This window comes from Paraburkholderia sp. BR10937 (assembly GCF_040965695.1).
GTDB lineage: Bacteria > Pseudomonadota > Gammaproteobacteria > Burkholderiales > Burkholderiaceae > Paraburkholderia.
Map to the genome: position 1 here is coordinate 59,467 of NZ_JBFRCL010000015.1, position 17,620 is coordinate 77,086.

General features: G+C 62.9%; 13 protein-coding genes and 2 pseudogenes. 11 read left to right on the plus strand and 4 right to left on the minus strand.

Annotated features, from left to right (window positions below; translation table 11 throughout):
- The first annotated feature begins 86 nt into the window (after positions 1-86).
- The 5 genes and pseudogenes from AB4Y44_RS14685 to AB4Y44_RS14705 all read left to right on the plus strand — a co-directional run.
- Complete coding sequence (locus tag AB4Y44_RS14685) at positions 87-1,097, plus strand: zinc-binding alcohol dehydrogenase family protein (RefSeq protein ID WP_368700012.1); 1,011 nt, start codon at positions 87-89, stop codon at positions 1,095-1,097.
- A 31-nt stretch (positions 1,098-1,128) separates the two neighbouring features.
- Entirely contained in the window at positions 1,129-2,289 is a 1,161-nt protein-coding gene (locus tag AB4Y44_RS14690; RefSeq protein ID WP_368700013.1) for a mannitol dehydrogenase family protein, read from the plus strand.
- Positions 2,286-3,812, plus strand: coding sequence for an altronate dehydratase family protein (locus tag AB4Y44_RS14695; protein WP_342922404.1), 1,527 nt, complete (start codon positions 2,286-2,288; stop codon positions 3,810-3,812). Before AB4Y44_RS14690 ends, AB4Y44_RS14695 begins: the two co-directional genes overlap by 4 nt.
- A 416-nt stretch (positions 3,813-4,228) precedes the next feature.
- The gene (locus AB4Y44_RS14700) at positions 4,229-4,567 is read left to right on the plus strand and encodes an L-rhamnose mutarotase (RefSeq protein WP_368700014.1); all 339 of its coding nucleotides are present in this window, start codon (positions 4,229-4,231) and stop codon (positions 4,565-4,567) included.
- Between the two features lie 119 nt (positions 4,568-4,686).
- Positions 4,687-4,851 (plus strand): annotated as a pseudogene (locus AB4Y44_RS14705) (tartrate dehydrogenase); the annotation flags it as partial.
- Between the two features lie 51 nt (positions 4,852-4,902).
- Here the strand turns inward: AB4Y44_RS14705 and AB4Y44_RS14710 are convergent.
- From AB4Y44_RS14710 to AB4Y44_RS14725, 4 genes are all read right to left on the minus strand, one after another.
- Positions 4,903-6,000, minus strand: a complete 1,098-nt coding sequence (locus AB4Y44_RS14710) for a PAS domain-containing protein (protein ID WP_342922402.1) — start codon at positions 5,998-6,000, stop codon at positions 4,903-4,905.
- Positions 6,001-6,222: 222 nt separating this feature from the next.
- On the minus strand, positions 6,223-7,185 hold the full coding sequence (locus AB4Y44_RS14715) for a PDR/VanB family oxidoreductase (RefSeq protein WP_342922401.1): 963 nt from the start codon (positions 7,183-7,185) through the stop codon (positions 6,223-6,225).
- A gap of 80 nt (positions 7,186-7,265) precedes the next feature.
- Positions 7,266-8,726 carry an NAD-dependent succinate-semialdehyde dehydrogenase gene (locus tag AB4Y44_RS14720; protein ID WP_368700015.1) on the minus strand — a complete coding sequence of 487 codons (1,461 nt, stop codon included), beginning with the start codon at positions 8,724-8,726 and terminating at the stop codon, positions 7,266-7,268.
- 9 nt (positions 8,727-8,735) lie between these two features.
- The gene (locus AB4Y44_RS14725; RefSeq protein ID WP_342922399.1) at positions 8,736-9,884 is read right to left on the minus strand and encodes a ring-hydroxylating oxygenase subunit alpha; all 1,149 of its coding nucleotides are present in this window, start codon (positions 9,882-9,884) and stop codon (positions 8,736-8,738) included.
- Positions 9,885-10,280: 396 nt separating this feature from the next.
- Here AB4Y44_RS14725 and AB4Y44_RS14730 point away from each other — a divergent pair, with 396 nt between their 5' ends.
- The 6 genes and pseudogenes from AB4Y44_RS14730 (at position 10,281) to AB4Y44_RS14755 (ending at position 17,497) form a co-directional block, all read left to right on the plus strand.
- Positions 10,281-11,726 (plus strand): cytosine permease, encoded by a 1,446-nt coding sequence (locus AB4Y44_RS14730; RefSeq protein WP_368700016.1) that lies wholly within the window; start codon positions 10,281-10,283, stop codon positions 11,724-11,726.
- A 24-nt stretch (positions 11,727-11,750) separates the two neighbouring features.
- A complete protein-coding gene (locus tag AB4Y44_RS14735; RefSeq protein ID WP_368700017.1) occupies positions 11,751-12,902 on the plus strand; it encodes a porin in 1,152 nt (383 codons plus the stop codon).
- A pseudogene (locus tag AB4Y44_RS14740) lies at positions 12,902-13,027 on the plus strand (LysR family transcriptional regulator); the annotation flags it as partial. The gene AB4Y44_RS14735 and the pseudogene AB4Y44_RS14740, both read left to right, overlap by 1 nt.
- Before the next feature lie 56 nt (positions 13,028-13,083).
- The gene (locus AB4Y44_RS14745) at positions 13,084-14,319 is read left to right on the plus strand and encodes an SRPBCC family protein (RefSeq protein WP_368700018.1); all 1,236 of its coding nucleotides are present in this window, start codon (positions 13,084-13,086) and stop codon (positions 14,317-14,319) included.
- A gap of 256 nt (positions 14,320-14,575) precedes the next feature.
- Positions 14,576-16,165 carry an amino acid permease gene (locus AB4Y44_RS14750; RefSeq protein ID WP_368700019.1) on the plus strand — a complete coding sequence of 530 codons (1,590 nt, stop codon included), beginning with the start codon at positions 14,576-14,578 and terminating at the stop codon, positions 16,163-16,165.
- Between the two features lie 63 nt (positions 16,166-16,228).
- Positions 16,229-17,497 (plus strand): NAD(P)/FAD-dependent oxidoreductase, encoded by a 1,269-nt coding sequence (locus AB4Y44_RS14755; RefSeq protein WP_368700020.1) that lies wholly within the window; start codon positions 16,229-16,231, stop codon positions 17,495-17,497.
- The last annotated feature ends 123 nt before the right edge of the window (positions 17,498-17,620 follow it).

Genomic DNA, 17,620 nt, shown 5'->3' on the forward strand with positions numbered 1-17,620 from the left:
CCGGCCACTGGCCTCCACGCGACCTGGATGCGATCTATCGGTGCACACCGAGCCACCATACCTGACCTGATCGAGAGGACATCAACATGCTTAGCGTGATCTGCGAATCGCCCGGGGTACTGCGCGCCGAGGAGCGTGATTTACCCGCGCGGGGTGACGGCGAAGTACTGATGCGGGTCAGCCGTGTCGGGATTTGCGGTACCGATCTGCATATTTTTACCGGCAGTCAACCCTACCTCCAATACCCGCGCGTAATGGGTCATGAACTGTCAGCAGTGGTCGTCGAGGCAGACCCTGACTCGGGGTTCGCGGCTGGCGACGGCGTCTACGTCATGCCCTATCTGTCGTGCGGACACTGCGTCGCGTGCCGTCAAGGCAAGACGAACTGCTGCGTCAACATCCAGGTGCTGGGTGTGCATCGCGATGGCGCACTGACCGAGTATCTCAGCGTGCCTGCGCAGTTCGTGCACAAGGCGCAAGGGGTGTCGCTCGATCAGGCGGCCATGCTCGAATTTCTTGCCATCGGCGCACATGCCGTGCGGCGTGCCGATGTGTCGCCCGGTCAACGGGTGCTCGTGGTCGGTGCAGGCCCGATTGGCATGGCTGCGATGATCTTTGCCAGGCTGCGCGGTGCCACGGTCGTTTGTCTGGACACGCGCGCGGACCGCCTTGAATTCTGCAAGTCGCATCTGGGCGTCGATGCAGCGGTCGCGGTGGGCCCGGACGACGTGGCGCAACTCGCATCGCTCACGCATGGCGAGTTTTTTGATGCGGTCTTTGACGCGACCGGCAACATCGATGCGATGAACCGCGGCTTCGCCTTCGTCGCACATGGCGGCAAATACACCCTCATCTCGATCGTGCCGGGCCAGGTGACATTCTCCGATCCGGAATTTCATAAGCGCGAGACCACGTTGCTTGCAAGCCGCAACGCTACCGCCACCGATTTCGAAACCGTGCTGGAGGCGATGCGTGCGGGCCGCATTCCTGACCAGGCGTTGAATACGCACCGCATGCGCCTTGCCGAGGTGCCCGACGCATTTCCGCGATTGCTGGAACCCGGACAGACCGTTGTCAAGGCGTTGGTCGAATGTTGAGTTACATGGCGAAGCAATCAGGACAGGCAGCATGAGCACACCCATTCTTCAGTTCGGCACCAGCCGGTTTCTGCTGGCCCATGTCGCCTTTTTCGTATCGCAGGCCCTTGAGCGCGGCGACGCGATCGGCGGAATCGGCGTTGTGCAGACCACGGGCACTCCGTCGAGCCGTGCGCGAATTGCCGCACTTGCGCATACACGCAGTTATCCCGTCCGCATTCGGGGCAGGGAAGGCAGTGTGGCCGTCGATCGCGTCGTCGATTGCCACGCCGTCCAGAAGGCGTGGGTCGCCGATCTTGACTGGGCAGACATTCGTCGCGTCATGATCGAGGAGGTGCGGGCCATTGTCTCGAACACGGGCGATGCCGGTTACCGGCTTGACGACCGGGACTCGGCGGACATGCTTGTTGGCGACGAACAGGTGCCGCACAGCTTTCCGGTGAAGCTGATGGTTCTCCTGCATGCACGTTGGCAGGTGCGTCCCGATGATGGTGTGTCGATCTTTCCCTGCGAACTTGTCGAGAACAATGGCAACACGCTTCGCGATATCGTGCTCGGCGTGGCACGGCGATGGGGAATGCCGGCGACGTTTATCGGGTATCTGCAGCATAGCTGCGTCTGGGTAAACTCACTGGTCGACCGGATCGTGTCCGAGCCGATCGACCCGGTCGGCGCAATCGCCGAACCGTATGCGCTATGGGCCATCGAGCGGCGTACGGGCATGGAGTTGCCATGTGTGCACGAGCAGATTGTCGTGACAGACGACCTGCGTACCCATGAGCGTCTGAAGCTCTTCTTTCTCAATCTCGGCCACAGCTGGCTCGCCGATCGGTGGATCAACGAGCGCCGCCCGTCGAACGAAACGGTGCTGGTGGCGATGAGCGATCCCCGACTTCGGGACGGTATCGAGGGAATCTGGCACGAGGAGGTCTTGCCGGTGTTCGACGCATTGGGCCTGCACAGTGCCGCGGAGCGCTACATCGAAAATGTGCGCGACCGGCTGCTCAATCCCTGGCTGGCTCATCGTATCGCGGACATTGCGACCAATCACGGAGAAAAGGTCAGACGGCGAATAAAGCCGCTGATCGAACTCGCGGATTCGTTATCGCTTGCCGCCACACAGCCGCGCTTGCGGAGCATGCTGGCCGCGCAGAACCGCCTGGACGCTGTAGAAGGGAGGCATGCAACATGAACGTGGAGACGTTTCTGGTGCTTCACCGTGAAGACAACGTTGCAGTGGCGCTTCGCGCGCTGGATGCAGGCACGCAGATCGATACGAATGGGCAGCAGGTTCAGGTCTTGACGCCCGTGCCAGCCGGTCACAAGGTGGCGATACGGAACATCGCCCGCGGCGCGTCCGTGACAAAGTATCAGCAGACGATTGGCGTTGCGCTATGCGACATCGCTGCGGGCGAACACGTTCACGTACACAACGTCGACATGCCTGAACGTCACGGGAGTGGGCAGTCGGGCCACGAAACGGCGCTTCGGTCCGCAGAGATCGACCGTTCCGACACGTTTCAGGGATTCGTGCGGCCGGACGGTCAGGTAGGAACGCGCAATTACATCGGCGTTATCGCGAGCGTCAACTGCTCGGCCAGTGTTTGTCATGCGATAGCGGATGCGTTCCGGGGGGCAGCCATGGAGGCCTTCAGAAACGTGGACGGTGTTGTCGCGATTACGCACCAGAGCGGATGCGGGATGTCGGCCTCCGGTGACGGAATCGCGATATTGCGTCGGACACTGGCCGGTTATGCGCGCAATCCCAATTTTGCGGCCGTGCTGTTTGTCGGACTGGGTTGCGAGGTCAATCAGGTCGAGGATCTCGCGGCTTCGTTGCGAGCGCGCCATGACGGGTCGATCAGAACGCTCGTCATCCAGGACGCAGGCGGTGTCCGCGAGGCGGTGACGCGGGGAGCCGCGATCGTACACGAACTGCTCGAAGTGGCAGATCGGGCCGTGCGCACAACAGTACCTGTGGCGCGGCTAAAAATCGGGCTGCAGTGCGGCGGTTCGGACGGGTACTCGGGAATCACCGCCAATCCCGCGCTCGGCGTGGCGGTCGACCTGATCGCACGCAATGGCGGCACCGCAATCCTGTCGGAGACGCCGGAGATTTACGGGGCAGAACATCTGCTGACGGCGCGGGCTGCGTCGGATGACGTCGCCGAGCGTCTGCTCGCGAAGTTGCGGTGGTGGGAACGCTACGCAGCGGAAAATGGCGGCGAAATGAACAACAATCCGTCGCCCGGTAACAAGGCAGGTGGCATCACAACGATCCTTGAAAAGTCACTGGGAGCAGTCTCGAAAGCAGGCGGCACCGTATTGAACGCGGTCTACGACTACGCTGAGCCGGTATCTGAAAGCGGACTCGTCTTCATGGACACGCCGGGCTACGACCCGGTGTCGGCTACGGGGCAGATAGCGGGAGGGGCCAACCTGGTCTGCTTTACGACTGGACGCGGCTCAGTCTTTGGTTCCAGGCCGGCTCCTACCATCAAGATTGCAACCACCACGGACCTGTTCGAGCGAATGCGCACGGACATGGACTTCAACAGCGGCGACATCGTCGACGGTCGTCTGAGCGTCGAGGAAGCAGGGATGCAATTGTTCCAGTTCATTCTGGAGGTTGCATCCGGAAGGCGAACGTGCAGCGAGGAAAACGGAATCGGTGATCGCGAGTTCGTTCCCTGGCTGCGGGGGGCGATCATGTAACGGGCGACGCCCGGGTATGGCATGCGGGGAGCAGAGATGGATTGCGAGGAACAGATCGAAAGCAGCGTATCCGGATTGCCGGCTCAGGAGGCATGGCAGGAATTCCGGTTGTCGTCGCTTGAACAATCACTTGTGCAGGAAGCGTTGTTGCTGCTTGTTGGCACGCGGACACGGGCGATGGAGCTCACCGCAGAGATGTGCCAGAAACGACGCCTTGCGGTGCCTGGCGTTCACGATTTTCACCTTCCTGCAGTGCTTCATCTCTTACGGCGATTCGGCGCTAGCGGTTAGCGATGCGACTGTGAGGGATGAGGTTTGCGATTCATTTGACGACATGCTTGGAATGCCATGCGGCAGCAAGCCACGCAAGGCGTGATCCCAGCTGAATGACTGCGGCGTTTATAACAGGAGTGATCGTGCGTTACTGCTTCGCCCTGGATCTGAAAGAAGATCCTGAGCTTATTGCCCGTTATGAAGAACTTCACCGCCAGGTTTGGCCTGAAGTGATCCGGCACATACGAGACCATGGCGTTCTGGGCATGGAGATTTACCGTCTGGGAACCCGATTGCTCATGGTGATGGAAACAGACGACGCAATATATGACGCTGACAGGATGGCGACTGCTGCTCAAAATGACGCCATGGTCCAGCGGTGGGAAGCGTTGATGTGGCAGTTTCAGACGCCCACACCGTGGACTCCGTCCGGACAGAAGTGGATGGCGATGAGCCGGATATTCGACCTGGCACAGCAATAGAATCGCTGGCGAGCGCGGCTCGGCGAAGGAATGAATCGGGCTCCTTGAGGACAGTGAACATGCCGTGGACAAACGGTGAGGCGCGTACGACGGGGGAACGGTATGTTCCAGGGCTTGACTTGATGCTGGACTTCCTCGGCAACGGCGACGCGCAATTCAAGGCCGCGCACGACGCGATCATGCAGGCCATCGAAAAGGTGCTGGTGGAAGGCCCGCGCACGCCCGACATGGGCGGCACGGCGAACACGACGGAGATCGGCAGGGCAGTCGCCGCAGCGCTTTGAGCACGTCGGCGTGGGGTGTTCCGGCAGGACACCCCGGTGCTTCTCACGCACTCAGTGCGGCGCGGCTCCCGTGGCCGCGTTTTCTTCGGCGCCCGGCTGTGCAGCCGCGGAGACGCCTGCGGCCATGTCGGCAGGCTGCGCGGCGCGGCACAGTGACGTGAGCCACACGTCCTCGCCATGCGGTGCCACGCGGGCGTAGCCTTGCTCCACCACCAGCCGCCACGTATCGTCGGGCAGTGCCGCCCGATACAGCACGCGATAGTCGGCGCGGTGCGCGAGCGCTTCGTTCACGGCCGCTTCGCGCGCCGCGCGGTCGTCCGGGTGAATGTGCCGTGATAGCTCGACATAGTGGCGCGGCGCGTGCGCCGGATCGACGCCGAACAGGCGGCACCATTCGTCCGAAACGATCAGCTCGTCCTGCGCGCGCAGCCAGCGCCAGGCGCCGAAGCCCGCAATGCGCGCGGCATCGTTGAGCAGTTGCAGGCGCCGTTGCTCCGCGGATTCCACTTCCTTGCGCGCACTGATGTCGATGGTGGTGCCCACCACGCGCACCGGGCGCCCCGCGTCGTCCAGCAGCGTGGCGACGCGCGACTCGATCCAGCGGATCTGCCCGTCCGGCAGGATGATGCGGAAGTCCCAGACGCGCGGCGCCGTGCTCGCAACCAGCTCCCTGAGCGTCTCGTCGTTCAGCCAGATCGAATCCTCGGGATGGAGGATTTCCCAGAATTCGGCGTTGCTGTGAATCTCGCGGCCATAAAGCTTTGCGCAGTTGCTCGAATAGATCAGCTCGTCGGTGACGAGATTCCATTCCCACGTCACGATGCCGGCCAGTTCCTGCGCTTGCTTCATGCGCGCCTCGTTCGACATGATCTCGGCGGTATAGCGGCGGCGCAGATCGGTCATCGGCAGCTCGGTATTGCCCGCGATGCCGAGGTCTTTCACGGCTTCGTCGCCGTAGCGCAGCCAGACCCAGTTGACGTCGAGAAACGCCGCGAGGCGGCGCAGGTTCGAATAGTCGATCTCGCCACCGCGCGTCCACTTGTGCACGGCGGGGCGTGATATGCCGACGGCGTCGGCGACTTGCTGCAGGCTCAGCTTCTTGTGCTCGAGCAGCACTTTCAGACGGAACGCGAACGTATCCTCGGACATCCATTTCCCTCTGTGACGAATCTCGCGCGGTCGAAAGAATCAAGCGCAAAAGGGCGGCATACACCCCAGGGCCGCCGATCGGGGCCGGGTATATGCCGCCTCTGATGAATCGGGCGCGCGGCCCGGACGTTTCGTCCGCTCCGTAACTCCCGCTAGTTTAACGGATCGGCAAGCGGGCCGTTCCGGACGCACGACTCATGGTGTCCCGCATACGCAGCCGGCCTAGAGGTCGATCACGAGGCGCGGCGTGCGCGCACGCGACACGCACAGCAAAACGGTCTTCTGCGCGGCTTTCTCGTCGTCGTCCAGATACTGGTCGCGGTGATCCGCCTCGCCTTCGAGAATGCGGACTTCGCAGGTGCCGCACACGCCTTCGCGGCACAGCGACTCCACCGTCACGCCCGCGCGCTCGATGGCCTTGAGGATGGTCTCGTCTTCGCCCACTTCGAGTTCGATGCCGGACTTCGCCAGTATGACCGTGAATGCCTTGCCGCCCGTGTCCGTCGCGGCGAACTGCTCCGAGTGCAGCTGCGCCTTCGGCCAGCCCAGCAGCGCGGCGTTCGCGTAGACGGCGTCGTTGAGGCCTTGCGGGCCGCAGACGTAGACATGCGCGTCGCCGGGCAGATTGTGGAAGAGCTTGAAGAGATCGAGCTTCTGGCCTTCGCTGTCGACGTAGCAGTGCACGTTGGCCGCGTGCGGGCCGGTCTTCAGTTCGTCGACGAAGGCGCCGTGCTCGGGGCTGCGGTACGCGTAGTGCAGTTCCAGCTCGAGATCCTCGGGTCGATGCTCGGCCATTTGCGCGAGAAAAGGCGTAATGCCGATGCCTCCCGCGATGAATACGTGCCGCTTCGCAGCTTTTTCTAGTTCGAACAGATTGGCGGGGGAGCCGATCGCGAGCCGCGTGCCTGCCTCGACCTTGTCGTGCATGAAGGCGGAGCCGCCGCGCGACGCCTCCTCGCGGCGCACGGCGATCTGATACTGGCGCGTGTCGTGCGGCGAGCTCAGGAGCGAATACGCATTGTGGTGCCACCGCTCGCCGTCCTGCATCGAGACGAGCACGTGGGCGCCACCGCTGAATTCGGGCAGCGGTGCGCCATCGGGCAGCGCGAGCGTGAAGCGCTTGATGAGCGGGGTGAGTTGTTCGACGGCGACGACGTCGACAGTGATCGATTCGCGGGCGTTCATGTTGACTTCCTTGACTTCTGAATCCGGAAAAAGCAGCGGATGCGGCACGGCCCGCATCCGCTCGAAGCTGGGCGCCCGCCTTAGCGCGTGACACCCGCCATGCACAGGTACTTGATCGACAGATAGTCTTCGATCCCGTACTTCGAGCCTTCGCGGCCGATGCCCGACTGCTTCACGCCGCCGAACGGCGCGACCTCGTTGGAGATCAGTCCCGTGTTGATGCCGACGATGCCGTACTCGAGCTGCTCGGCCACGCGCCAGATACGGCCGATGTCGCGGCTGTAGAAGTACGCGGCGAGGCCATAGATCGAATCGTTCGCGAGCTGCACGACTTCGGCGTCGCTCGAAAAGCGCACGATGGGCGCGACCGGCCCGAAGATTTCCTCGGCGAGCACGGCCATGCCGGGCTTCGCATCGGCGAGCACGGTGGGCGCATAGAAGTTGCCGCCGCGTGCATGCGGCGCGCCGCCCGTGACTACGCGTGCGCCTTGCGCCACGGCGTCGCGCACGAGGCCGTCGACCTTGTCGCGTGCGGCTTCGGTAATGAGCGGACCGATGTTCACGCCTTCGGCGAAACCGTCGTCCACCTTGAAGGCGCTCACGCGCTCGGCAAAGCGGCGGCAGAACTCGTCGTACACCGCGTCGTGCACGTAGAAGCGGTTCGCGCACACGCAGGTCTGCCCGGCGTTGCGGTACTTGGAGAGCAGGGCGCCTTCGATGGCGGCGTCGAGATCCGCATCGTCGAACACGATGAACGGCGCGTTGCCGCCCAGCTCCAGCGAGACCTTCTTGACCGTGTCCGAGCACTGGCGCATCAGGAGCCGGCCCACTTCGGTCGAGCCCGTGAACGTGAGCTTCCTGACGAGCGGGCTCGACGTCATTTCGAGGCCGATCTCGCGCGACTTGCCCGTGACGATGTTGATCACGCCGGCCGGAATGCCGGCCTGTTCCGCCAGTGCCGCGAGCGCGAACGCGGAAAGCGGCGTCTCGTTGGCGGGCTTGATGACGATGGTGCAGCCGGCGGCCAGCGCCGGTGCGGCCTTGCGGGTGATCATTGCAGCCGGGAAATTCCACGGCGTGATCGCGGCGCACACACCGATCGGTTCCTTCGTCACGACGAGGCGCTGGTCCGGGTTCGGGCTCGGGATCACGTCGCCGTCGATGCGCTTGCCCTGCTCGGCGAACCACTCGATGAACGAGGCCGCGTAGCCGATCTCGCCGCGCGCTTCCGCGAGCGGCTTGCCTTGCTCGCGCGTCATGATCCGGGCCAGCGCTTCCTGGTTCGCCATGACGAGTTCGAACCAGTTGCGCAACAGGCGCGCGCGCTCCTTCGCGGTGGTGGCGCGCCAGGCCGGGAAGGCGCGGTGCGCGGCCTCGATGGCCGCGCGGGCTTCCGGCGCGCCCATGTTCGGCACGTTCGCGATGCGCTCGCCCGTGGCGGGGTTGGTCACCTCGAGCGTGGCACCGTCGTCGGCGCCGCGCCACTGGCCGTCAATATAGGCCTGCTCACGCAGCAGGCCGGGATGTTGAAGGTTCGTCATGCTGGCCTCTTAGTCCTGATACTGCTGCGCGAGCAGGTTGTGGAAGTGCGCGATGCCGTGCTCGCTGATGCCGCTGCGCTGCTTGTCGACCATGATGCGGCCCTGGCCGCGATAGCCGCGCGACTTCAGGCCTTTCTGCACGCTTTCCACGAGGCGCAGGTCTTCCGGGCGGAACACGGTGCGATACCACTCGATCAGCTTCTGCTGCTCTTCGGTCGGCTCGTCGTTCAGGAAGTAGATGTCGTAGTGCTGGAGCGTGACTTCGGCGCTCATCGGGAATTCGTAGATGACGGTCATGAAGTCGCTGCCCGGCGGCACGTTGAACATCGTGCAAGGCCACGCCCAGTAGCCGCTGAAGCTCGGGTCCTTCACGGACGGATCGAGCTTGAACGAGCGCTCCGACGACTGCGCATGACCGAACTGCACCGTCCAGTTGCCGTGCAGCGTGTGCGTGTACTGGTCGATCTTCACGGAGTCCGAGAAGCCGGGGTGAGCCGGGCCGCAGTGGTAGCACTCCAGATAGTTATCGACGATCGACTTCCAGTTGGCCGGCGTTTCGGTCACGAAGCGGGCGGCCAGCTTAAGATCGTCGATCACGGGGCAAGCCTTGCGCAGGCTGGCTTCGAGGCCGGGCAGCTGCGCTTCCACGCCTTGTGCGTCCGGGTTCAGGTTGATGAACACGAAGCCTGCGTATTCCTCCACGCGCACCGGCACGAGCGTCGAGTTCTCCTTGTCGAACGACTCCACGTGATCGCAGTTGTTGGCGTGCGCGAGCGCGCCGTCGAGCTTGAACGCCCAGGCGTGGTACGGGCAGGTGATGACGTTCTTCGCCTTGCCGCTGCCTTCGAGCAGCTGGTGGCCGCGGTGCGGGCAGACGTTGTAGAACGCCCGCAGCACGCTGTCCTTGCCGCGCACGAGCAGAATGTTTTCGCCCACCACCTCGCGCGTCACGTAGGCGTTCGCTTCGGCCAGTTCGCTGCGGTGCGCGACACAGATCCACGCGTTCTCGAAGATCTTCTGTTCTTCCGACTTGTATACCGCCTCGGAGGTGTAGTAGCTCGCCGGGATGGTCCAGGCGAGTTCCGGGTTGGCGCAGAAGTCGGCCGGCAGTTTCGGCTGTTCGGGTTGCTTGTGAAATTCGATCGGGAGGTAGGTCATGGGTCCGCCGTACTGGGTTGGTTAACTATCAGTTACGTTGAAACTATAAGTTAACGCAAATATAAGTGAAATTTTGGCGACGGTGGATCAGGGTTATCCCTTGACGCTGACGGATGTGCCTCTTCCGTTGATGCGCATGCCGTATTCTTGTTCTTATTAATCAACGTCCATTGACGTTTGGCAAAACAAATCGATTTCTCCCCGGGCGTCAATAGGAGGATGCGATAGTGCGACGAAATCCTCTACGGTGCGTACCATTGTTAACTGTTGGTTTTTGATTAACCGCAGGATAACCGCGCCGTGTCCGGAAACTGGAACCTCTGGTATCGGGGCCGGCGCGGGAAGCGCAGCCGCGTCAAGCGGGGCCGCGCGAGCCACCCCACAACTGGAGGAGACATGTCCCAAGAGGCAATAGCCGAAGCGCTGGCCAATGAGCCGTCGCGCGCCAAATCGCGAATCGAATCACGCTCGATCGACTACGTGCCGCTCGCCGAACGCAAGGGCCGGGCGTGGCACCTGTGGCCCGTATGGTTCACGGGCGATGCCAACCTCGCGACCATCGCGGCCGGTGCGATCGGCATCAGCATGGGCGGCAACCTGCTGTGGAGCGCGATCGCCATCGTGCTCGGCAACGTGCTCGGCACCTTCTTCATGGCGTTTCATTCGAGCCAGGGGCCGCAGCTCGGGCTGCCCCAGATGATCCAGTCGCGCCCGCAGTTCGGCTATATGGGCGCGTTGCTCGTGTGGGTGGTCGCGCTCGTCACCTATATCGGCTACAACTCGTTCAACCAGCTGATGGCGGGGCAGACCGCGCATCATCTGCTTGGTACCGAACCGCATCTGAGCTACATCGTCTTCACCGTGATTGCGGTCGCGCTCGCGGTATTCGGCTATGACCTGATCCACAAGGCGCAGCGCTGGCTCGCGTTCGCGCTGCTCGCGGCGCTCACGATCTTCAGTATCGGCATGTGCGTGAAGGTGCCGTTCCCCGCTGGCCAGTTGAGCCTCGCCGGTTTCAAGACCACGCCGTTCCTCGTCCAGCTCTTTTCGGCGGCGGCTTATCAGCTTTCGTGGTCGATCTACGTTTCGGACTACTCCCGATATCTGCCGCCCACTACCGGTGTGCGTGCCACCTTCTGGTGGACCTTCCTTGGCGCGTTCATCGGCGGCGTCTGGATGATGCTGGTCGGCACCGCAGCGGCGGCGCTCAACGCGCAGATCGAGATTTCCGATGCGGTCCAGCGCGCGGGCGACATGATCTTTCCGGGCTTCGGCACGGTCACGCTGCTGCTTTCGCTGCTGGGGTTGCTCGCCATTACCGGCCTGAACTTCTACGGCGCCTCGCTCACGTTGCTCAGCATCACCGACTCGTTCAAGCCGCTCAAGTCGAACGCGGCCAAGCGCGTATTAAGCCTCATCGTGGTAGCCCTCACGGCGACGTCGCTCGCGTTCGCGGCGTCGGACAACTTCATGGGCAAGTTCGGCGATTTCCTCGGCATTCTTGGCTACCTGTTCACGCCGTGGACCGCGATCAACCTGGTCGACTTCTTCATCGTGCGCCACTCGCATTACTCGGTGCGCGAGATCTTCAACCCGCGCGGCATCTACGGCCGCTGGAACTGGCGCGGACTGACCGCTTACGGGGTGGGCTTCGTCGCGATGATCCCGTTCTTCAAGACGGAGCTTTACACCGGCCCGGTTGCCAATGCGCTTGGCGGCACCGACATCGCGATGCTCGTGGGCCTGCCCGTCGCCGCGCTGATTTATCTGTGGACCTGCCGCTCGCTCGACATTGAAAAAGAACGCCAACTCGTGCGCGAAGCCGACCGCGGCCTGAACTGATTGCGCCACCACAGCGACTACAACATGAAATCGATGAACACAATGCGGCTTGCCGCACTGCACGCGGCTGCGCTCGCGCTCGCCGCGCTTCCGGTGGCAGCCCGTGCACAAAGCAGCGTCACGCTCTACGGCGTCCTCGATGCGGGTGTCACCTATGTGAGCAACGCCGGCGGCTCGTATCAGGTGAAGTTCGACGACGGCGTTTCGTATGGAAACCGCTGGGGCCTGCGCGGAACCGAGGACCTGGGCGGCGGGCTGAAGGCCGTCTTCAAACTGGAGAGCGGCTTTCACATTGGCAACGGCAAGCTCACCAACGGAGGATCGCTTTTTGGCCGCCAGGCTTATGTAGGTCTGCAAAACGACTGGGGCACGCTCACATTCGGCAACCAGATCGACATGACACAGGAGTTCGTCTACCTGTACAACGCCTCGTCATGGGCGAGCGGCTACGCGATCAACCAGGGCGACTTCGACCGCATGAACGGCGACCATCTGCCGAACGCCGTGAAGTTCATGTCCAGCACGTTCGGCGGCTTCCAGTTCGGTGGCATGTACTCGTTCAGCAATACGCCGGGGGACTTCCACACGGGCAGCGCGTGGAGCGTGGGCGCACAGTATCAGCACGGCGCGTTCTCGATGGGTACGGCCTATACGCAGTTGAACAATCCGTCGGGCATCTACGCGTTCGATCCATACAACATGATCGGCGTGCGCACGTTCTTCGGCAGGCCGACCGTGAGCGTCGATCCCGCTACGGGCACCGTCACCTCGCTCTATGCCAACACGCCGTTCCCCGTGGACAAGCAGGGCGCCTTCGGCGTAGGCGCGAGCTACGTAGTCGACAACGTCACGCTGATGGGCGCGTTCACGTACACGCAGATCAAGGCGTTCGGCGAGAGCGAGCATATGCAGGTCGCCGAGGGCGGCGCGAACTGGCAGATCACGCCGGCGGCAAGTCTCGTGGGCGGCTACCAGTACACGCACTTCGACGGGCATCACTGGAACCAGCTCTCGGCGGCGATGCATTACCTGCTGTCGAAGAGCACGGACATCTATATCTCGGGCGACTGGCTGAAGGCGTCGGAAGGCGTGGATGCGGTGATCGGCTATAGCTTTACGCCGTCTTCCACGACCACGCAGGCCGATGTGCGCATCGGTATGCGCCACACGTTCTGATGAAAGCGGCTGCCACCCCGGAGCTGGACGACCTGCGGGTCTTCTGCACGGTCGCCCGCAAGTCGAGCTTCAGTGCGGCCGCCGACGCGCTTTCCGCCTCGGCGGCGTACGTGAGCAAGCGCGTCTTTTCCTGGGTGCGGGCGAACGTTTCGTGGAATCCGACTAAAAAGGAGTGTTTGGCGTGATCGATTTTGCCCGTGTTCGTTCGTTGCTCGAGGCGCGGCGCGAAGGCTACAGCCTCGCGGGAGACTTCTATACGGACCCTGCCATGCACGAACTCGACATCGAGGTGGTCTTCTCGAACGAATGGCTGTTCGCGTGCAACGTGGCCGAAATTGCGCGCGAAGGCGACTACGTCACGCTCGATATCGGCAAGACTTCGGTGGTCGTGCTGCGCGCGAAGGGCGGGGGCGTGGGCGCGTTCTTCAATACCTGCCGCCATCGCGGATCGCTTCTTTGCACCGGGCCGGCGGGGCATGCGAAGCGGCTGGTCTGTCCGTACCATCAGTGGGTCTATGAACTCGACGGCAGCTTGCTGAGCGCGCGCCAGATGCCCGCCGGTTTCGATCGCGAGGCGCATGGCCTGCGTCCAGTTCATGTCGAGGTCATCTGCGGGATGGTCTATGTCTGCATCGCCGACACGCCGCCCGACATCTCACGCTTCAAGGCGGCGGTCACGCCGTATATCGCGCCGCACCAGCCCGATCGTACCAAGGTCGCCTTTTCCATGACGATCGTGGAAGAGGCAAACTGGAAACTCGTCATCGAGAACAATCGCGAGTGTTATCACTGCGTGGGAAGCCATCCGGAACTGCTCGCCACGCTGATTGAATTCGCGCTGCCTGACGACCCGCGCGCGAACCGCGATTTCCAGCTCCTGATGCAGGAAAAGACGGCACTCTGGGAGCATCTCGGGTTACCGCATCTGCCCGCGGACGGCGGCACGGAATTCCGCTGCATTCGCTTGCCGTTCCATCGCGGCGCGGTCTCGTTCACCGCCGATGGGCGCCCTGCGTGCAAGAAGCTGCTGGGCGGCCTGACCGAGCCCGATATCGGTTCGATGCGGATGTTCAGGGCTCCGAACAACTGGAACCACTTCCTTTCGGACCATATCATTCATTTTCGCGTGCTGCCCCTGTCGGCCACGCAAACTGCGCTCAAGACTACCTGGCTCGTGCACGAAGAGGCCGTAGAAGGCGTGGACTACGACATAGAGACGCTCACAGCGGTATGGCGGGCGACCAACGAGCAGGACGCCACGCTGGTGATGCAAAATCAGCGCGGCGTGAGTTCGAAGGCGTATGCGCCGGGGCCTTATGCGCCTTCGGAGTTCATGCTGACCAACTTCACCAACTGGTACGCGCAGAAGCTGGCGGAATACGTAAAGGGAGCACGGTGGGCGATTTCGCAGGCTTGATGAAAAAAGTGCATCAATTAGTTCTTAAATATCGTTTGTAGCCAGCGTTTCCCAATCCCTATACTCGGTCCGGCGTTGCGTGTGTGCTGCACACCGCTGACGTATTCACGGCCGCTTCGTTTCAGGCGTGCGGCCACCCCAAAAAAATGAAGACGGCACGTACGTCAGTCGGTCCCGTGCGTGAATCCCGCAAGAGGGGAGCGGGAAGGCCAGACGTGCTTCGCCTCTGAAAGTCGACATGGAGACAGCGCACGTCATGCGTTCACAATCCGGCAACCATTCTGAGAATCCATCCAGCTCGAGACCCCGGAAGCCCAAACTCCATCGCAGCCTGCAAGCGCGCCACTTGCGCATGATCGCCATTGGCGGCTCCATTGGCACGGGCCTGTTCGTGGCCACGGGCGCATCGATTTCGCAGGCCGGCCCCGGCGGCGCGATCCTTTCGTACATGGTGATCGGCCTGATGGTCTATTTTCTGATGACGAGCCTCGGCGAGATGGCGGCGTTCATGCCGGTTTCGGGCTCGTTCGCCGCATACGGTGCAAAGTTCGTCGACGAGGGCTTCGGTTTTGCCATCGGCTGGAACTACTGGTATAGCTGGGCCGTGACGATCGCAGTCGAACTCGTCGCGGCGCAACTCGTGATGGGCTACTGGTTCCCGCACGTGCCGGGCATCTGGTGGAGCGCGCTCTTTCTCGCCGTGGTCTTCTCGTTCAACGCGTTGTCGGTTCGCGGCTTCGGCGAGGCCGAGTACTGGTTTGCGTTGATCAAGGTGCTGACCGTGCTTGCGTTCATCGCGATCGGTCTCCTGATGATTTTCGGCATCCTGCACGGCGGGCCGAGCAATGGTTGGGATAATTTCACGATCAAGGACGCGCCGTTTGCCGGCGGCTGGAGCGCGATGCTCGGCGTTGCCATGATCGCGGGCTTTTCGTTCCAGGGCACGGAGATGATCGGCGTCGCGGCGGGTGAAGCCGAAAATCCGGGCGCGACGATCCCGCGCGCCGTCAAGCAGATCTTCTGGCGCATCCTGCTTTTCTACGTGCTCGCGATTTTCGTCATCGGCGTGCTCGTTCCCTACACGGATCCCAACCTGCTGAAAAGCGACGTGACCGATATCGGCGTGAGCCCGTTTACGCTCGTATTCCGGCGTGCCGGTCTTGCGTTTGCGGCCGGCGTGATGAATGCGGTCATCCTCTCCGCCGTGCTGTCCGCCGGCAATTCCGGCATGTATGCGTCGACCCGCATGCTGTACAACCTCGCCATGGAAGGCCGCGCGCCCCGGCTGTTTGCGAAGCTCTCGCAGGGCGGCGTGCCGCGCAACGCACTGTACGCGACGACCGCGGTCGGGGCACTGTGCTTTCTCTCGTCGCTCTATGGCGACAAGACGATGTACCTTTGGTTGCTGAATCTGTCGGGAATGGCGGGTTTCATCACGTGGCTCGGCATTGCGGTCAGCCATTATCGATTCCGCAAGGGATTCCTGAAGCAGGGCTATCGCCTCGAGCAACTGCCGTATCGCGCGAAATGGTTCCCATTCGGCCCGATTCTCGCCGCCGTGCTGTGTACCGTCGTCACGCTCGGCCAGAACTATCAGGCTTTCCTTGCCAATAAGATAGACTGGGTAGACGTGGCCGCGACCTATATCGGCCTGCCGCTCTTTCTCGTGGTCTGGTTGGGCTATTCGATCGTGCGCAAATGCCGGCGGGTTCGCTACGAAGACATGGAGATCGCGCCGTGGATCGAACGCCAGATTGCGGCTTCGACCGAGACTGCGTCGAGCGCCGGCTATCCCGCGAGCATTGCCAGCCAGGTGAATCAGGTGAAGGCGGCTTCGGACGTGTGATCCCGCGCTGCTGGCGTCGACCTTCTCCTGTTTTCCTTTCGCACATCGAAATTCTGCAATCGCATGAACAATTACTACGAATCCACCGTCTCTCGCCCGTCCTACCCGCAACTGACCGGCAAGACCGATACGCAAGTCTGCATTGTCGGCGGCGGCCTCGCCGGTCTGAATACCGCGCTCGGGCTAGTCGAGCGCGGCGTGCGCGACGTTGTGGTGCTCGATGCCGAGCGCGTGGGCTTTGGCGCATCGGGCCGTAACGGCGGCTTCGTGTTCGGCGGCTACAGCCTCGACAATGCCGATCTGCTGCGCACGCTGGGACACAGCCAGGCGCGCTCCCTGTACCGCCTCACGGTCGACGCCGTGGATCTGATCCGCACGCGCATCTCGCGCTACGGAATCGATTGCGAGATCGTCGATCGTGGCGTCATGCTCGCGAACTGGTTCGATGATCCGTCGCGGCTCGACGCCACGCGCACGCTGATGAAGCGCGACTTTGGCGTCGACTGGGAGCCGGTGACCAAGGACGCGTTGCGCGCGCAGTTGAAGACCACGCGTTATCACGGCGGCCTGTTCGAGCCCAACGCTTTTCATTTCCATCCGCTGAAGTACGTGCTCGGCGTTGCGAACGCCGCGGCGCAGGGCGGCGCCCGAATTTACGACCAGTCGCCGGTGCGCGCGATCGAGCGGAGCGGCGCGGGCTTCGTCGTGCGCACCCCGCACGGCACCGTCACCGCGAAGGACGTCGTATTCGCCGGCGGCGGCTATGCGCGCGGCGTCGCACCGCGTATCGAGCGCGCGGTATTGCCGATCGCGACCTACGTGATCGCCACCGAGCCGCTTGGCGCGCGCCTCGCCGATGCGATCGACGCGCCGTATGCGGTCTACGACACGCGCTTCGCGTTCGACTATTACCGGCCGCTGAAGGACACGCGCATTCTTTGGGGCGGCCGGATCTCGGTGCTCGACCGCGGTCCGGAAGCCATCGCGCGACTGCTCAAGCGCGACCTCGCTCGCGTGTATCCGCAACTGGCGGATGTGAAGATCGAGCATGCCTGGGGTGGCTTGATGAGCTACGCGCGGCACAAGATGCCGCAAATCGGTCGAGACGCCGACGGCGTCTGGCATGCCATCGCATTCGGCGGCCACGGCATGGCGCCCACCACGGTCGCGGGCGAGACGCTCGCCGACGCGTTGGCGCTGGGCGTGCCGGTGCCAGAAGGCTTTTCCGCATTCAGCCTGACGCGCACCTTCGGCCTCGCGGGCCTCGCAGCCGCACAACTGACGTACAGTGCTTTCCAGGCGCGCGATGCGCTGGCTGCATACCGCCACTGAGCCCCGCATTCACTCAGCCGCTCCGCTCGCGTGCCGCGCGCGGGGTGTGCCGCTGTGCTGGAATCCGCATGTTCGGTGCGGTTTGTTGTCAAGACGCGTCTATTTCGGCTCCCTATACTCGCC